Annotated in this window: 20 protein-coding genes; 10 read left to right on the top strand and 10 right to left on the bottom strand. The window is 42.6% G+C overall.

Features of this window, described 5'->3' with window-relative positions; translation table 11 throughout:
• Window positions 1-708, bottom strand: a complete 708-nt coding sequence (locus Vsou_RS03245; RefSeq protein ID WP_188602830.1) for a DUF72 domain-containing protein — start codon at window positions 706-708, stop codon at window positions 1-3.
• A 285-nt stretch (window positions 709-993) separates the two neighbouring features.
• Between Vsou_RS03245 and Vsou_RS03240 the strand changes: the two genes are divergently transcribed.
• Window positions 994-1,194, top strand: a complete 201-nt coding sequence (locus Vsou_RS03240; protein WP_264890765.1) for a hypothetical protein — start codon at window positions 994-996, stop codon at window positions 1,192-1,194.
• Between the two features lie 468 nt (window positions 1,195-1,662).
• On the opposite strand, the gene Vsou_RS03235 is transcribed toward Vsou_RS03240, so the two are convergent.
• Window positions 1,663-2,178 carry a hypothetical protein gene (locus tag Vsou_RS03235; RefSeq protein ID WP_054843400.1) on the bottom strand — a complete coding sequence of 172 codons (516 nt, stop codon included), beginning with the start codon at window positions 2,176-2,178 and terminating at the stop codon, window positions 1,663-1,665.
• Between the two features lie 572 nt (window positions 2,179-2,750).
• Entirely contained in the window at window positions 2,751-3,302 is a 552-nt protein-coding gene (locus tag Vsou_RS03230) for a rhomboid family intramembrane serine protease (protein WP_188602828.1), read from the bottom strand.
• Between the two features lie 633 nt (window positions 3,303-3,935).
• Between Vsou_RS03230 and Vsou_RS03225 the strand changes: the two genes are divergently transcribed.
• The gene (locus Vsou_RS03225; RefSeq protein WP_188602826.1) at window positions 3,936-4,844 is read left to right on the top strand and encodes a radical SAM protein; all 909 of its coding nucleotides are present in this window, start codon (window positions 3,936-3,938) and stop codon (window positions 4,842-4,844) included.
• Here the strand turns inward: Vsou_RS03225 and Vsou_RS03220 are convergent.
• Window positions 4,841-5,140: a hypothetical protein gene (locus Vsou_RS03220; protein WP_188602825.1), complete on the bottom strand. Its 300-nt coding sequence runs from the start codon at window positions 5,138-5,140 to the stop codon at window positions 4,841-4,843. The two genes, Vsou_RS03225 and Vsou_RS03220, sit on opposite strands and share 4 nt — an antisense overlap.
• Before the next feature lie 3 nt (window positions 5,141-5,143).
• Window positions 5,144-5,686 (bottom strand): tRNA-intron endonuclease family protein, encoded by a 543-nt coding sequence (locus tag Vsou_RS03215; protein ID WP_188602824.1) that lies wholly within the window; start codon window positions 5,684-5,686, stop codon window positions 5,144-5,146.
• Between the two features lie 63 nt (window positions 5,687-5,749).
• Between Vsou_RS03215 and Vsou_RS03210 the strand changes: the two genes are divergently transcribed.
• Entirely contained in the window at window positions 5,750-6,565 is an 816-nt protein-coding gene (locus Vsou_RS03210; protein ID WP_188602823.1) for a 50S ribosomal protein L2, read from the top strand.
• Between the two features lie 3 nt (window positions 6,566-6,568).
• Here the strand turns inward: Vsou_RS03210 and Vsou_RS03205 are convergent, their stop codons facing one another.
• From Vsou_RS03205 to Vsou_RS03195, 3 genes are all read right to left on the bottom strand, one after another.
• Window positions 6,569-6,991 carry a zinc ribbon domain-containing protein gene (locus Vsou_RS03205; RefSeq protein ID WP_054843396.1) on the bottom strand — a complete coding sequence of 141 codons (423 nt, stop codon included), beginning with the start codon at window positions 6,989-6,991 and terminating at the stop codon, window positions 6,569-6,571.
• Between the two features lie 78 nt (window positions 6,992-7,069).
• Window positions 7,070-8,140, bottom strand: coding sequence for a type 2 isopentenyl-diphosphate Delta-isomerase (gene fni / locus Vsou_RS03200; protein WP_188602822.1), 1,071 nt, complete (start codon window positions 8,138-8,140; stop codon window positions 7,070-7,072).
• Window positions 8,141-8,415: 275 nt separating this feature from the next.
• Window positions 8,416-10,491 carry an MFS transporter gene (locus Vsou_RS03195; RefSeq protein WP_188602821.1) on the bottom strand — a complete coding sequence of 692 codons (2,076 nt, stop codon included), beginning with the start codon at window positions 10,489-10,491 and terminating at the stop codon, window positions 8,416-8,418.
• Between the two features lie 113 nt (window positions 10,492-10,604).
• Here Vsou_RS03195 and Vsou_RS03190 point away from each other — a divergent pair, with 113 nt between their 5' ends.
• The 4 genes from Vsou_RS03190 (at window position 10,605) to Vsou_RS03175 (ending at window position 13,244) form a co-directional block, all read left to right on the top strand.
• Window positions 10,605-11,558, top strand: coding sequence for an NAD-dependent epimerase/dehydratase family protein (locus tag Vsou_RS03190; RefSeq protein ID WP_188602820.1), 954 nt, complete (start codon window positions 10,605-10,607; stop codon window positions 11,556-11,558).
• A gap of 30 nt (window positions 11,559-11,588) precedes the next feature.
• The gene (locus Vsou_RS03185; protein WP_188602819.1) at window positions 11,589-11,909 is read left to right on the top strand and encodes a hypothetical protein; all 321 of its coding nucleotides are present in this window, start codon (window positions 11,589-11,591) and stop codon (window positions 11,907-11,909) included.
• Between the two features lie 96 nt (window positions 11,910-12,005).
• Window positions 12,006-12,755: an MBL fold metallo-hydrolase gene (locus Vsou_RS03180; protein ID WP_188602818.1), complete on the top strand. Its 750-nt coding sequence runs from the start codon at window positions 12,006-12,008 to the stop codon at window positions 12,753-12,755.
• A 168-nt stretch (window positions 12,756-12,923) separates the two neighbouring features.
• A complete protein-coding gene (locus Vsou_RS03175) occupies window positions 12,924-13,244 on the top strand; it encodes a hypothetical protein (protein ID WP_188602862.1) in 321 nt (106 codons plus the stop codon).
• 31 nt (window positions 13,245-13,275) lie between these two features.
• On the opposite strand, the gene Vsou_RS03170 is transcribed toward Vsou_RS03175, so the two are convergent.
• On the bottom strand, window positions 13,276-13,731 hold the full coding sequence (locus Vsou_RS03170; protein WP_188602817.1) for a hypothetical protein: 456 nt from the start codon (window positions 13,729-13,731) through the stop codon (window positions 13,276-13,278).
• A gap of 37 nt (window positions 13,732-13,768) precedes the next feature.
• Window positions 13,769-13,915 (bottom strand): hypothetical protein, encoded by a 147-nt coding sequence (locus Vsou_RS03165; RefSeq protein ID WP_188602816.1) that lies wholly within the window; start codon window positions 13,913-13,915, stop codon window positions 13,769-13,771.
• A 270-nt stretch (window positions 13,916-14,185) separates the two neighbouring features.
• Here Vsou_RS03165 and Vsou_RS03160 point away from each other — a divergent pair, with 270 nt between their 5' ends.
• From Vsou_RS03160 to Vsou_RS03150, 3 genes are all read left to right on the top strand, one after another.
• Window positions 14,186-15,118, top strand: a complete 933-nt coding sequence (locus tag Vsou_RS03160; protein WP_188602815.1) for a radical SAM protein — start codon at window positions 14,186-14,188, stop codon at window positions 15,116-15,118.
• Window positions 15,119-15,182: 64 nt separating this feature from the next.
• Window positions 15,183-16,397, top strand: coding sequence for an NAD(P)/FAD-dependent oxidoreductase (locus Vsou_RS03155; protein ID WP_188602814.1), 1,215 nt, complete (start codon window positions 15,183-15,185; stop codon window positions 16,395-16,397).
• Window positions 16,394-17,227 (top strand): GlcG/HbpS family heme-binding protein, encoded by an 834-nt coding sequence (locus tag Vsou_RS03150; protein WP_188602813.1) that lies wholly within the window; start codon window positions 16,394-16,396, stop codon window positions 17,225-17,227. The genes Vsou_RS03155 and Vsou_RS03150 overlap by 4 nt, the downstream gene beginning before the upstream one ends.
• The last annotated feature ends 65 nt before the right edge of the window (window positions 17,228-17,292 follow it).

Here is a 17,292-nt window from a genome sequence, read left to right as displayed (position 1 = left end):
TCACTCCACTAAATCCCTTAATATAGTCAGCATTTTTCTGGCGTTCTCAAGCATCCAATGGTCATTATTAAAGAAAACATAAACCGCATTAGGCTTCAGGGAAAAAGCTCTAACCGCCAAATCCCTAAGTTCATCCTCGCCATAATCATGCATATACCAATCAGTCTTACCATGAAGGCGCAGGTAAACAATGCCATTGGTGCTTTCAATCCATGTGATGCCAGGCTCATCGATAGAAACCACAGTTATACCCAAATGCCTTAATTCGTCAATGGCATCCTCACTATTGAACCAACTCTCGTGACGAAACTCAATGGCCAGCCTAACGCTGAGCCCACTCCCCTTAGCAAACACACTAATTCTCTCAATGTTCTCATCATTGTAGGCGAAGGATGGCGGCATTTGAAATAGGTAAAAGTCTATGTATGGATCAAGCGGCTGAAACAAGTCCCTAAACCTACGCCAGGTGTCCAGGGCATCCTCCCTGAGCCTCTTAACATGGGTTACGTACCTATGAACCTTAACAGCCCACCTAAGTCCAGCGCCCTTCCTGGCCCAGGAAGCCACCTGGTTCCTGAATGGGAATCGATAAAAGGATACGTTCAATTCAACCGCATTGAGGCCGGAGTTCCTTACGTACCAGTCGAAGGTTGAGTCTTGGTTCCAGTCGTAGAGCCACCCTGACGTTCCAACAAAGACCTTAACCACGGGGTAACCATTGCTAACGCCTTATAAAGCTACCACGCACTTAATTAATGGGTGATGATGGCTGTCGGGACACCAGAGGCGGTGATGAACACCTGGAGGGCTGATGAAGGCTTTGCGCTTGTTCCGTTTTGGGTGCTACTTTAGTTCAATTGATGTTCGGTTTGGTATAGCCCCTTAATGGGGATTGGAGTAGTGTGGACTTACTAGGGTAATAAGGGTAGGTTTTATAGGTGAAAGATTTATTAAGGAATAGAAAGAATGAACATAATTAAGCAAGAGGTGGGTATGGTTATGGCAAGGCTGGGTAAGCACCTGATTATGGGATCAATTGCTGACTTAATTAACGAGGCATTTAGGGCTGTTGCTTATGGAAGGACCGGCCTAATAGATAAGGAAGAGGCATTAGACCGATTATGGGAATTACTTGTTAATATCGATTATGAGATAAAGAGGAGATACCAAAGTATTGAGATATTGGAAAATTAATGATTCTTTACAAGGATTACTCACAGACATTAATGAACATCTAAACCTGCAATAACTACCTTAAGATACAGAGCGATGCATTGAATGACATGGTCATGAATATGCACATTATGAAGCATTTTATAGGGGGTTGCGAACCAGGTGAAGGCTAGTTATGCCATTAGTATGGTTGAGGGCTTGATCAGGGAGTTAATGGGTAGGTAACGGCTTAAGGATAATTACCCAGCGGTTAATTTCTCCTAGTGATTGGAGTGCACTGCCATTGGTCTGGTGGTGTCGTGGTTACGAATGGTTTAACCACCGCTTTCATCAAAATATATGTAGACTGTATTGTTGCGGTAATTGCAGTTGCTTGCGCCGTAAAGTGTGCAGTTCGACATAAGGTATATACCTAATGTCGGATTCCGATTTAATGTTCGTTCTATGAAGAATACGTAGACATACCCACCGATAACGCCCTGGGGCTTCCTAACGGCAATATATGTGCATATTTACGTAATTACCCAATGAGTATGGTGGATAGGAGTAAGTAAGTTTCAGTGGTTTGCTTGAATTTACCGCTAGGTATAGGGTTGAGTTTGTGATCTTAATTTTTATAGTGCCACTGGCATTGGGCATTATGATTGGTGAGAATATTCCTGGGAAGTACGTGAATATTAATATCCCTCTTGGCTTATTTATTATGAAGGTGTATGTATCTTTAGAGGAGTAATCAATACCTATGTATATGATCGAGTTCTTACCAACGTTTACTGAGTTGTTTCCTGGTCTCAATATCATGGCAATATTATAATTATTTGTGAACCAATAACCATTGTAATAGGGACATGTGGTGGGTGTGTATGTTAGTTCTATTTCTGGTAATAAGGCAATAAAGAGTAGTTTTAGTGCTTTTGCAGGTATACCGTAAATGAGCGTGAGCATTACCAGTATTACTGTCAATATCGCAACTGACATGATTATAATGACCAATGTCTTATTCATACTCCATTATGCTTATACAACAATGTCTTTATATGCGTCAATTAACCAGGTTTCGAATTAGAATTATTTTTAATTCATGATGATTTTGAGATTCTAGCACTAACTAATTCATCAGTCGCTGCCTATTCTCATTAGCCTCAGCATTACGTATTGATAATACCCAATTGAATCCATGGCGTTCGGCGGTATGGCTAAGGCACTTAACCTATCTAGGTAGTAGGTATACCTGTTGGGTATGAGTACGTGTAGACAACCGTTAAGTCCTTCCTAGTCCTCGCATAATTACCGGTTATTCCGGTGGCCACCGTATGAATTGAAGAGATGAGGTAAGGTAAGTTTGAGCCCATGGGCCTTGGGTTGATTTACCGGCATCCTAGTCTTGCCATTACCGTGGCTAGAATTAAAAATAAATAAAGAATGGTGATTTAACAGCCTCAATATTATTGATACTATTAACATACCAAGATCAACAGATACACACATTACTATTATCAATGGATCAGCTATTGATACAAGTACATATCTAAGGCCTGTCCTTAGCATGATTATGGAAGCGAAAATACATTAAAACGTTAGTGTTTTCTTACATATACGTATCCAAGTATGATGCCTATGACAAAACCAAGGAGATGCCCTAGGTAGGCTATGCCAAAGGCAAAGGCCAGTGGTGATAGTAGGAATATTATTGCTATTATGTTAATTGGGTTCGCCAGTATCACGCCTCTGTGCGGCGTGGCTATAATGAAGCCTATAAGCCCAAACAATGCACCCGATGAACCACCAACAAGGACTGGGGTCCCCATTGCGTAGTAGAGTATTGGCGAAAGGGCGGAGGCTACGCCGCTGAGCATGAAGGTTAGCCAGAAGTTCCTGGTCCCGAACATTGATTCGAAGTACGGCCCAATCATCCATAGAGTGAGCATGTCGAAGAAGTAGTCCTCAAATGTTGGGTGTGCGAATATTGCCGTTAGGAAGCCCCAGGGCGTTATCGGTGGCCACGTGCTACCCAGTAGTGCGACCATTATTTCGTAGGTTGCTTGGTTCATGCTCATGGTTATGAATATGGGTATTGTGAATGCCGTCGATACTAGGAAAGCAATTAATGTACTTTTAAACCTATACATCGATACTTACGGAGTTGATTAATTTAAAATACCTAACTTTTGCCAAATACATCATCATCGAGATAGCCTATAATAGCCAAGTATTGCGTATATATCAGCAACTATCAGCAGTATGACACCGACAAACACTATGGTCAATAGCGAACCCAACCAGTACCACCTTGAGGCGTCTGAATGCTCATTCATATTGCTTGGTGATTCAAGTGCTGTGTATGCATTTTCCAAAAGTAACCGCTTATCACTACGATTATGTATATGGCTATGAGAAGCCCTATGATTTATGATACAGCCGTCATAGTTAAAAACGGACCAGAGCTAAGCCCAGCCACTAACGCCATTATACCCGGCGTATGGAAAAGCCATAATTATAACACTAACTATTGAAATTACCACCGCTATTGCATTTCTCTAAATTGCGTCATAACTGTAGGCCTTTGAAAGCCTGTTTAGTGCTACTTAATATTAATATTAAACATACTATATCAACGTATGGTATAAAGGCAAGTATACCGCTGATAAAGCCTAGGGTACCTGCAGACTTCATTGCTGACTTTTACCGAGTAACCAATGCGTGTTAAATTAAGAAATGGTGAAATGTAAGGTTAATTAGTGAGTGTAGGGTTCTCCCAAAGAATGAGACAACTCAATATAGTATTTGGAGAATTCGCAAGGGGATGCATGCAGTGCCAACTGGGCATTAAGAACGTGCTATTCATAACGGGTTTATGCCCACTGAACTGCTTCTACTGCCCGGTCAATAGGGATAGGTTTGGCAGGGATGTGATGTTCATCAATGATAGGCCGGTCAATAAGTTCCCTGATGATATAATTGATGAGTTGGATAGGGCTGGGTCTAATGGCCTGGCGATTACAGGTGGTGATCCAATAATGGTTGTTGATAGAGTTGTTGAGTTGGTGAAGATCCTTAAGGATAGTTATGGACAAGGCTTTCACATACACATGTACACGCATGCCCTAAACGCCAGTGAAGATGCCATTAGGAAATTAACTGGTAGTGGCATTGATGAGGTTAGGATACACGCAACAAATCCAACTCAATTAAACGGTAAACTAGACCTTATTAAGGCTCTTAAGGATGCGGGTATTGAACTCGGTCTAGAGGTGCCTGCCCTGCCTAGGTTTGAGAATGATATCATTAAGGTGGCTGAGCTCCTCATTATCAATAGATTAATAGGTTTTGTAAATCTCAATGAACTTGATGTAAGCCCTGCAAACATAGAAACCCTAATCAAGATGGGCTATAGGCCGGGACCTGACGGTAGTGTAATTGGCAGTATTGGTGCAGGAATCAAAATAGCCAGTGAGATCAGGAGGAGGTGGCCTTGGATCAATGTGAATGTATGTACGTCTCGCTACAAGGACCTCGCCCAAATTGGCAGTAGGTTGTTCAGGATCAACATGAGGATTAGTGCGGGTGATGAGGCTGTTCTTGATGATGGTACCTTGGAGAGTCAGGATAATAGGGGTGTCGTCATTAAGTTGAGAATTGGCGGCAAGGAATACACTGTAGAGAGCGGTTAACGGCATTCATTCAGTAACTGAAGCTCCTTAACAAGCTCCCTCCAATCACTCACCTGCCTAACCAATTCACCCCCGCAGTAAATTTCAATAGAGGCTACTCCATAGGCATCAATGATTTGATGAGGTGGTGCTGGGAATGCCGAAGCCCAGGCCACGTAGTTACCCTCGGGACTTAATGCCCTAATCTCTTTCTCCAGGGCCATCATGTTTCGTGACTTCTTAAACTTAATAATGACCCTAAGCCCCTTGTTCCTGACCATCGTTAGTACTTGCTCAATGTCCTTAATTGTGACCATGGATTAATCACCCTTAACGGGCTTAAATGTGAATGCCTTATAATAAGTGATAACCCCCTCGGAGCTCACTAGGGCTAGGACTAACTGCATTCCCATGCTTTCGCTGTATCTTAGTACGTTTAGTAGTTCCATTACCTGGATGCCGAGTCCCTCGGTGATCATCTTAATCATGTACCTTGGGCTCGAGGTTACTGGGCTTTTCCCCTTTTCCCAGACTAGGAAGTCTACTGGCCCATTGACTACGGGTTTTATAAAGTAGCCTCTCTTCCTCATATCTAGGTATACGGTTAAGGCATGTGGGTTGTTGATCTCCTTTATTAGGTCTCCGACACCGATTTCTTTGCCATTAATTAGTACCCTGTAGCCAGCTATGGATAGATATATCAACTCTATGGGTTTTAGGACAAATGATTCATCCCTTAACTCGCCAATTCCTCTCTCCTCTAATTCACGAAGATCAGCATTGCTAAGCCTAGTTAGGCTATACTCGTGGGTTTCTGTTTTCCGTATTTCAACCAGCTTTTCCTGGACTTTAGCCTCCTTCATTACGCTTTAGCCATTATGTAAATATTTAAAAACCCACTACTCATCATCCCAAGAGGATTAAACGTGGGCAAGAAAATACTGGTACAAAGACGCGGGAGGGGCGGATCGCAATTCAGAAGCCCCAGTTGGATCAGGGAGGGCCCTGTTAAGTACTTATCAGTTAACGAAGCCGAGCTTAATGGCATTATTAGGGGCGTTGTCAAAGAGTTGATGCATGTACCTGGTCTTAATGCCCCCGTGGCTAGGATATCACTTGAGGACGGTAGGGAATTCCTGAACTACGCGGCTGAGGGTATGTACGTGGGACAATTAATTGAAATGGGCGCATCAGCAAGGCCAATGCCAGGCAATATACTTCCTCTCAGTAAAATACCCGAGGGTTCCATGATCTATAATATTGAGAAGAGACCAAATGATGGTGGCAAGTTCGTTAGGTCAAGTGGTACTTATGCCGTCGTCCTAATTCATAAGGATAGTACTACCGTTGTTCAGTTACCAAGTGGTAAGGTTATGGAGATAGATTCGAGGTCTAGGGCCACTGTTGGTATTGTGGCTGGTGGCGGTAGGATTGAGAAGCCCATGCTCAAGGCTGGAGTTAAGTATTATAGGGCTCTCGCCAAGTCCTGGAAGTACCCATTGGTTAGGGGTAAGGCGATGAATCCATATGCGCATCCACATGGTGGTGGTAGTCACCAGAAGGGTGGTACTCCAGTACCTAGGACTGCGGCGCCTGGTCAGAAGGTTGGTTTCATAGCATCCAGGTGTACTGGTAGGAGGTGCCCACAGATTATACCAAGGAGTAAGAGGGTTTGGGCATCTGGTTATTCGAAGAAGACCAGGCTTAGGAATAAGAAGACTGGCGCAATGCCGTCAGAGTAAAAATCATTCCTTCCTTGCCACTAATTCCTTGCATTTGTTTAATTCAATGCTTATACTTGAAAATCTGGCTGCATCCTTGTACCTTATTTCCTCTAGATAGTTTTTGATGCCGTTTATTACTACCCTGAGGATCTCACGTGATGTTAGGTACCTTCCATAATTCTCCTGGGCCTTCTTTATTAATTCATCACAACTACTCACGCCTTCGTTGAGTATCTTTATTACGTAGTTCATGGCGTCCTCCATGATCTTCTTGATCTCAGTCCAATGCATTTCACCAGCCTTTGTGCTAACTAGTCCCTGGGCAGGTAAGTTCGGTGACCATGTATATCCACAGTCAAGGCATTTAAACGTCAATGTCTCAGCAACCACTATGCCTATTCTTCTTGAACCGCACTTTGGACATGAAATTCCCTGGATAGACATACCTCATTAATTACACATTAAGCCCACGTCTATAAAACACTTATGCTGACTATCTCATTGACTCACTGACGGTATTATCTAAGCACCAACTCGCCTACATGTAATGCCCCTTTGGCCTAGCCAGGATATTATGTCCTGCCCAAGTACAACGGGTGCCCTACTGAGCTCACTGATATTTTTTGAACCAGTTAGGAACATGGTAGCCTTAAACTCCCTGAACAAATTATCTATGAACTTCTTGGTCTCGTCATAACCCTTAAGCGCCGATAAGAGAAGCGGCCTTGACATTGAGAAGGCATTGGCGCCAATGGCTATTGCCTTGGCACCATCAAGCCCACTCCTGACTCCACCGGATGCTATTATGAAACCGTCATACACGTTTCTAACCTCGCATATAGATAAGACTGTTGGTATACCCCAACCGCTGAATATGTTTGCCTCATTAATTGCCCTAGCCCTTATGCTCTCTATCCTTATGAAGGAGGTGCCTCCTGTACCGGCCACATCAATGGCATCTGGGCCAACCCTGGATACAAGAGTCCTTGCAACCTCCATGGATATCCCATTTCCAACCTCCTTAATGATTAATGGCCTATTGGCTATTTTCTTAATGAACCTAAGTCTATCAGTGACACCTCTAAACCAGGGCTCACCCTCAGGTTGGAAAACCTCTTGGGCAGGGTTCAAGTGAATTGCTATTGCGTCGGCGTTAATCATGTCTATTGCCTGGGAAACCCAGTCACTTAATACCCTCTCATTGAGTCTAGAGACCTGCGGAGCGCCCAGGTTAGCTATCTTAAGGGCTGTTGGTGCGTTCTCAGCAACAACCCTAAAGCTCCTGGCAGTCTCGGGCTTAACTATAGCGACTCTCTGTGAGCCAACGTACATTCCAATACCAAACTCCTCGGCGCACTTGGCGAGTATCGCATTTATTTTCTCGGCAATCTCTGTACCGCCAGTCATGGCACCTATGATGAATGGAAATGACAATTTCTTGCCAAATATGGTCATTGAAGTATCGACATCATCAAAATCAATCTCCGGTAGCGCAATATGTATTAGGTAAACCTCATTGAATAGGTTATTTCCCTCCTCAACATTTTGCTCCGAGGCAATCCTAATATGGTCATCCTTCCTATTCTCAATCATCTAAACCGAGTTCAATACAACGAAATAAAAACTTATCCTAGTTCTCAATATCGCAATATTCTATATATTAAAGGAAATAATCTATGACTAAGCCACCATACGATATAAATTTATCAACATAATACGCCTGTAATTAAATCGACAGTAATATGCTAACGGAAATAGAAAATATGAAGGATATATTATAATTAAGTACCTGGGATGAAGGAACAAATAATGTACTTCATTCTATGGGATTATATTTAAGATTGAGGTTAATTCTCAATCAAGGCGATTTACTTCCCATTGTTTGTTAATTTTACTTTTAACCAATTATTAACAACCTCATTCAGCCAGTCCGGTATGCTTACATATTTAACTAATGATTCTATTGTTAAACTATTGAATTGGCAGTCATTGATACTATTTACAAAATTGATAAACCAATTTGGTAATCCTGATGTAACGGCTATGGCATACACGAGTTCTCTATCCGTTATATTACTTAATACGGTTTCACCCAGTTCGGTGTTCATTAATAGATAGGCTGCGTAGGTCTTACGTAGGATGGGGTCTGCCTTGATATCATTATTATTACTACTAAAACCATTGCTTCTTATTGGGTCTGAGGCATTGGCTTGCTCAGTTATTTTTACTTCACCCCTTGTCTTTGCATGTACTGTCTCAACCGCCTGGTGGTGAAATACCTCCCTACCCCTTAGGTATGAGAATACGGCGGCTACTATTGCCAATACTGCAGCCGTGTGATATGCATAGTAGAAGCCCACTGACATTGCCTGTGCTATTGCGCTTGGGAAGAATGTTAACTTATCAATGTTACTAAATACGCTGGGTGGTAGTGAAATACCGGCCTGCGTTATCATTGTTTCTATCGGGTCATAGCCCAGGAATGCTGCAAATAGTGCGTAGACCGGCGGTATGGAGGTGAGCTTCGCTGCATAGCTCGGTTGTACACCAGCACTTATTAATGCGTTATATATTGATTGAGTTAGTGTTGTTGATGCGCCAGCCAATATTAGGGTTAGGAATATTGCGAAGCTCATTAGTAGGCCTATGTTTTGCATCGCGGACCTTAACCCAGATGCGGCTGATCTCTCGGTCGGCGGTACTGCGCTCAGGATTGATACTAGGTTTGGTGATTGGAACAGCCCTGAACCAATACCCATTATGAATAGTATTACTGCGAACCAGACATAACTGAAGTTCGTTATTGGCAGTAGCGTTAGTAATTCAAAGCTAATTCCAAGTAATACAGCGCCTATTGTTGATACTACCCTTGCACCAAACTTATTCAGTAGTTTACCACCAACTGGGGCAAATATTGCATTGGCAATACTACTCGGTATTAGGTATATGCCTGCCCAGAGTGGGGTGTCGGCATAGGGTATGCCGTGAAGCGGCAGGTAAATTGCCTGCAGGAGTAGTGATAGGACGAATACATTGGCTCCCTGGGCTAGGAATAGGAATAGGCTACTAACGACGCCATATGTGAACTGCTTAATCCTAAACAACTTAACCCTCAGCATTGGCTCGGTAATCCTGGCCTCAATAATGAACAATGAAGCGAACAGGACACCGCCAACACCAAGTAGTACCCAAACCATTGGGTTGCCCCAGCCGAGTGATGATCCTCCATAGGGCATCATAGATAGCATTAACCCCATGAGTAACAATACTAGGGATATCGTTAGTAATGATGCACCAATCCAATCAATTTTAGCCTTAGTAAAGCCTGCGGGTAATCTGTAAACGCTCCTGTAGGCCCATATTATGCTGATTATGCCTATTGGCGCATTGAATAGAAATACCCATCTCCAGTTTATCGTGGCCAGTAAACCACCAACCACCAATCCAAACACACTGCCTGCGCTGAATGATATACCGACTATTCCCTGAGCCACACCCCTGCGCTCTGGTGGATATACGTCAGTTATTAATGCGGCACTGTTGCCAAACATCATTGCGCCTCCTAAACCCTGGATAAACCTATAGGCCACCATTTGAATACCAGCAATTGTCCCATAGCCCGGTGTTAAACCCAGGAGAAGTGATGATAATGTAAACACAATATCGCCTATGGTGAATACCCTACCCCTGCCATACATGTCAGATAACCTGCCAATGAGGGCTACTGTTATTGCCATCACCAGGGGGTATGCGAACATTATCCATGACATTATCATGAAGCCTATGGATGAATTAATGCTTAGCCCAATACCCCTGAGTATCGCGGGTAGCGCAATTACAACTGACGAAACATTCATCGATCCAAGCAACGCCCCAAGGAACGCATTTATTAATACAGCCCTTCTCTGACCCTCACTTACTGAAGCCCACAATTCTCTTTGCATACGATTATGCCATGGGGGTGCCTTGCATTTATAAAACCTTCTTTGTTAATGATATCGGCTATTTTCTCTATTTAGGGAAAGACTTAATTATTAATTGTCATAAATAGGACATTGTGGATAAAGCCCTAGTTATAGGACTTGGGTTCATATCAACCAACCTGGCCAAATACCTAGTTGATAGGGGATTCGAGGTTTATATAACATATAGATCAGTTCATGGAAGCAAGGCATTAATGATGAAAGACCTCCTTGAATGCAATGTAAAACCGCGCAGGCTCGAACCAAGTAATTATGATGAGGTACAGAAGGCGATAAATGAAGTAAGGCCCAGCTATGTCTTCAATACTGTGGGGTTGTTAAGTGGTTCGTGGAGGGACCTATGGGATGCACATGTTGAGGTTCCTCGTAATTTGGCAAGGGCCATAATAAGTATTGATAAGTCAATAAAGTTCATACACATAAGCGCATCCGCTGCGTCAGGAAAGCTCGGTAGCTTCATAAGTGAGGAACCGAGGCATTGTGACTATGCATATGTAAAACCTAAGAGCGATTATGAGCGGTCCAAGTGCGACGGCGAAAGAGCAATTAGAGAATTGGGCGCAGAGGGGCTTAATTACGTCATTGTCAGACCAACGCTTGTTTATGGCTATTATAACGACCACAATGAGTTCCTGAGCCTCTATAGATTCGTAAAGAGGGGCTTGATTCCATATATCAGAGGCGCAGTGAGCGCTATATATGTGGGCTACTTGATGCGTGCCCTTGAGAGACTGGCCATAAGTAATGAAGTCAGGAATACCTTCCTATACATTGCAGAGTGCCAGTTGTATGGCTTGGGAAATATTGCGGAGTTAATGGCGGAATACATTGGCGTTAATGGTATTAGGATACCGGTACCACCGGGGCTTGTCAGTCCCTTCCTACCTGGCGGTAGGTCACTACTTAGGTATATTAATACGCAATATAGTTGTGATGGATTGAGGAGGGTTCTTGGCAGTGTTGAACCTGCCATTGGTATTGGCATTAGGGAGGTCGTTGATTGGATTAAAAGGGCTTATGGATATTAAGTATATAAATCGCTGGTTTTGTTTATATCGATGAGCGAGCCCAGGGTTGCAGGTGTATTGATGCTGGTTACCGGGGTATTCCTACTGATGCCTGTATTATTCCTTGGAATTATGTCAATAATATTAGTGCCAATATCCAGCATACTAACTACGTTTGCTTGGGCGTTGACACTCATTGCAATAGCATTCGCAGCATTGAATCTAGGTGCCGGCATCCTACTCCTATCAAGACCAAGCGATTCAGAGACTAGGACCTTAGGTATTGTTGTTGCAGCCCTTAATCTAGTGTTTACTTGGTGGACCTTCATTGGCGCCATTTTCGCAATCCTTGAACTGGTTTTCCTAGTCTAACCTTGAGAGGTCTTCAAGTGCCCAGGGCGTGATTTAATCATTGGCAGTGGGTTTCAGCCCATTACTTTAATAAAGGTAAATAATGATCGCTTATCTGTGAGGGTAATACCGCTTGGTATTGGTGGCTGGATCTCAAATCCCTTGCTCGGCAATACGTCCCTTATTGTGGAAGTTGGTAATTCAAGGATATTAATTGATGCTGGTGAATGCACGTACAGAGCATTAAGGATGTGTGGTTTTGATGTGGATAAAATAGATCTTGTACTATTAACGCATAGGCACGGGGATCATATAATGGGGCTTTCAACGATTGCCCTGTATGCAAGGTCAATTGGCAAAATTCTCAAGGTCTATGGCCCCAGGGACGTGGACCTACCTAGGCTCTTTGATACCCTTGGAATACCTCAGTACGTATCCGCTGTTGAGTTCCACCCAATTGATTTAAGCCCTGAACCAATGACCGTGATCATAAATCATGATTATAAAATATCCGCAGCATCCACGGACCACACGGTACCTTCACTCGCCTTCAGGATCGAGGAATTTAATGGATCATGTATTACGTATAGCAGTGACACTAGACCGTCCACGAATGTTGCGAATCTGGCTAGGGGATGCACATTACTTATACATGAAACGTCAGGAAATCCAGGCGCTGAGGATATTTCGCACCTGCATGGGCACTCAACAACTAGTGACGCCATAAAGATCGCCAAAAACGCTGGTGTTAGGTACTTAATGCCAATACATTATTATATAGATTCCCCGGTATTTAATGACACGCAGAACGTTAGTGTAATATTACCAATACCGTGCACACCAATTGATATTCAGAGGCTAAAGTAGTGATTTATCATAATTGATAATGCAGGGCATATTTTCCTGCTGATGTTATTGGTAAATTGAAAATTTATCAAATCTATTCAAATGCATTCATAAGCAATAACCGTTCAGTGAGACAATGGAAGAGAAAGGTTTTTAAATCCGATATCAGAAACGATATTGGTAAGAAAAATGTTCGGCATAACTAGATGGGGTACCTGGATAATACTGAACCAAATAACGGATAAGGTAAAGATCAGTGATTTAAGAGGCAAGGTACCACTCTACGGCGCTGCCTTTGACTATGCAATAAGTGCCCTGCAAATGGCTGGTTTGATAAGAGTCGTTAAGGAGGGTAATGAGGAATATGTAGAACTGACGGATCTTGGCAAGAACCTCAAGAGTTGGTATGCGAGTTATCCATACCAATCGCCTCCTGGACCATGGGGTCCAGGTTGGGGTTGGTTCTACGGAGGATGGCACGGCGGTAGGAGACACTGGTGGGACTGGTAATAATTAGTCTAGTGGTGTCTTCGATTAAAAATTATCTCAATATTTTTGTTGGTATTCTCCTTATGACCTTAGCCATCGGGGATATTGTATTAGCGGCAAGTCTAACGAGGGTCATCATACTACCCCTGACCTCCAGCTTCTTGAACATGCTGAGCATTGTGGTTACTGGATCATTTAGTCCATCTAGTACCTTGAGCCATATATCGTAGTCTGCTATTACTACGTTATGATAATTATTAATTTCAGGGTTTATCAGTAGGGAGACCTCCTTGCATGAGTTGTTGAATTTAAGGAGAATACCTATCATCTTAATATCGCTGGTTCCATACGTACTACTTAGGTATTTAATGACCTCATTACTTAGGTTCTTGCCTACGAGTAGAACCTCTATATTCCAGCCATTGATTGCACCAAGGAATTCCTTATCGTTATTAAGGCTTAAGCATAATGCCTTAACCCATTCCTCGCTTGGAAATATGTAAGACACGGGTTGACTTTAATATTTAATGACTTTAAGTATTGCCCTAGTTCAGTAGCGATAAGTAGTTCGATAGACACATTGAGAACTCAGACTTACAGCTGTGGCAATCATCAGTGTACCAGGGCTTTAGGCATGACATCATTGCCTCTCGGTAGATCCTTTCTGAAACCTCAGTCCTTAGGCTAATCATCAATATATCTCATAAAGAACCTTCCTAAAAACTTACGAATACTCTTTAAGCAATAACAATTAATATTTAGATTCCCTTTCTAATAATAGTACATTATACATATTTTATTTGTATTACTCTAGGATTATACAGCTAACTATGAATTCAGGTGTAGAAAGAGCTATTGATTTCAGTGATTTTATATTTATATTCAATTACTAATTAATTAGAAATAGAAGTACAACGTTTAATAAAGTATTTTTAATAAATGCTAGTACCCTAGATGTTAACATGGCTAATCATGTCTTTGGGCCTGTACCTTCACGTAGATTGGGTAGATCATTGGGTGTCAATGTTGTCCCGCTTAAGTACTGTAATTTCAACTGCATATATTGTCAACTTGGCAGGACAAGGTACGTAATAAATGACTTGAGGATGTTTTACCCACCTGAGGATATAATTAAGGAGTTAGGGTTGGCTGTAAGGACCAGGGAGTATGATTATTTAACATTTATTGGTGATGGGGAACCAACATTATATGCTGGGCTTGGAAAGCTAATACAATGGGCTAAGAATAACCAGGTTAAGCCATTGGCAATATTGACTAATGGGGCTAAGTTAATTGATGAAAGGGTCAGGTCTTGGTTAAGTGAATTGGATGTGGTTAAGGTAAGTACTGATGCAGGGAGAGAGAAAACATTTAGGCTGATCAATAGGCCTCATAGGGATATAACCTTTGATATGTTCATAGAGGGTATTGAGAGATTCCGTGAGGTGTTTAGTGGGCAAATATGGACCGAGGTAATGCTTGTGCAGGGGGTTAATGATAATGAGGATGAAATGGAGCGCATAGGTAACATCCTAAGAAGATATAAGCCGGATAGGGTTTATATGATGGCGCCAACAAGACCGCCGGCTGAGTCCTGGGTTAAACCACCAGCATCCGATGTACTAATTAATCTTGCTAGGGTGCTTTCGAGGTATGTGAATAGTGATAGGATTTTCATAATAGATTATATTGAGAGAGGGGAGTTTCATATAGATATGGATGATCCAGTAAATAGTTTGTTAGGCATCCTTAAGATACAACCAATGACTATCGAGCAGGTAATGGATGTCATTAAGAGGAATAACTTGGATATGTCGATTCTTGATGAAATAAGGAACTTCACAAAAGAGGTTGTGTTCAACGGCATTAAGTACTTAGTTTATTCCAGTGCGTGAACCTCATTAAATATATAGTTCCTTTATTCACATTATTTAATAACTAAAATAAGCACAAATACATATGCTGGAACCACTTAATTTTGATGTTGCGATTATTGGTGGTGGTATTGCCGGTGTGTCCATAGCTCGTGAGTTGTCTCAATACAGCATTAATGTTGCTGTTATTGATATGCATGACGATGTTGGTCTAGAAAGTACATCAACAAACCATAACTTGGTCTGTCAAGGTGGCGATTCTCTGTCATTCAGGCCAGGTACGCTCCATGCTGAATTGAATATTAAGAGCATACCGCTTTGGCCGAAACTTGCTGATGAACTGAACTTTCCATTGAAGAGGGTTGGTGGTCTTTGGCTAATTAGGGATAAGGCTGATTTCAAGAGATACCTAAGGCTTTACTCAAGGGCGTTCAAGTCCTCACTTGAACCAAATGCGCCTTATTACATTCCTGAGGGTAGTTTTCAACCCCTCGAGTTTGTGAATAGAAAGCAACTTCTGGATATGGAGCCATATGTTATGCCGAACGCCTTGGGCGCACTACATGACCCAAATCTATGCATTATAGACCCGATTAAGGTTGCCAAGGCTCTTGCTGAGAATGCTAAGGCTAATGGTGTTGAGTTCTTACTTAAACAGGAAGTTACTAAGATTGAAAGACAAGGTATAACGTATAGTATCTATACTAGGCAGGGATTAATCATTAAGTCAACCTTTGTGATTAATGCCTCCGGTATTGAGGTTGATAGAGTTGCTGAGATGGTTAGTGCAAGGAACTTCTCAATAGTTCCGTTGAAGGGTACATTAACAGACTTTGATGAGGAGGTTGGTAAATTAATAAGTCATGAGGTACACGTACTACCTAGGATGGAGGATTTACCCCATGTAAAGGCCGTATTACCTAATATTTATGGTTTCGCCAGATCAGGTATTTACCTAGAACTCACATATAAGAGTGATAAGGCTGTTCGCGAGGAAGCCGTTAATCATAATATTAAGGTTGCTAAGGAATTATTCCCAGAAATACCCTTTGAAAGACATATCGTTAAGTCATTCACAGGGTTCATGGCATACACAAACGCAGATACTGGTTGGCATGACTTTGTAGTTGACATACCTGATTACGTGCCTAACTGGATCAACATAGTGCTCGGTCCTGCCGGTGTATCAGCATCACCAATGCTCGGTAAGAAGGTAATTGAGTTATTAATACAGTCGGGACTTAGGCTTGAGCCTAAGAAGGGTTTTGACCCAAGGGCTAGGAGGGGTGTATCATCATGAGCGTACCAAGATTCTTAACTCTAGATATCGCGAAGAAGATGATTAATGCAATGATTAGGTATGCCCAGGATAATAAGGTGCCACCAGGTAGTTTTGCCGTGGTTGATGAGGGTGGTCATGTAATTGCGGTTGAACGTAGGGACAATGGCCCACCCGCGACCTTCGATATAGCAATTGACAAGGCCTGGACTGCAGCAACAATGAAAACATCAGCTAGAGTTCTTGAGGTTATTACGAGGGGTCAGGGTTGGAGACTTAATGTTAAGTATGGTGGTAGGCTCACGATAATACCCGGCTCAGTACCCGTGGTCTCGGGCAATAGGGTTATTGGTGGTATAGGGCATAGTGGTGGCTCTGCTGAGGAGGATGAGGCAATAGCACAGGCGGGGTTGAGCGCATTTTATAGGGAGGATCATATAGACTTCGCCGGCGAGGATGGACTTAGGTCATTAAGGAGGGTGGCAGATGCTGTGATCAACTATGTCATAGAGAAGAAGCTGCGTCCAGTGGTTATAACAATAGCTGATGAGTGGGGATGGCCGGTATTGATCTATAGGATGGATGGGACTCCCTATGGCTATATTGAGGTCTCACGCGATAGGGCCTGGACAGCAGTAGCCTTTAGAGTCTCATCAGATTCCATAATGAATGAGGTGGGTATTGAGTATGGTGTTTGTTGGAATGAGCGGTTGACAGTGACGGCTGGTGGAATACCCTTTAAGTTACAGGGTTCATTATTCGCCATTGGTGTTGCCGGTAATAAGCCCCAGTATGATAAGGAGTTAGCCATTTCAGCACTGAAGAGTACTGACGCAGAACCAATGGTCTAAGTCCAGCCCCTAAAGCCACATCATTCATCAGTTGGGCAAGTCATCAGCATCAAAATAAGGTTTAA

Source organism: Vulcanisaeta souniana JCM 11219 (assembly GCF_026000775.1).
Classification (GTDB): domain Archaea; phylum Thermoproteota; class Thermoprotei; order Thermoproteales; family Thermocladiaceae; genus Vulcanisaeta; species Vulcanisaeta souniana.
The sequence above is the reverse complement of the archived record's forward strand: the minus strand, read 5'-3'. Positions and strand labels throughout refer to the sequence as shown.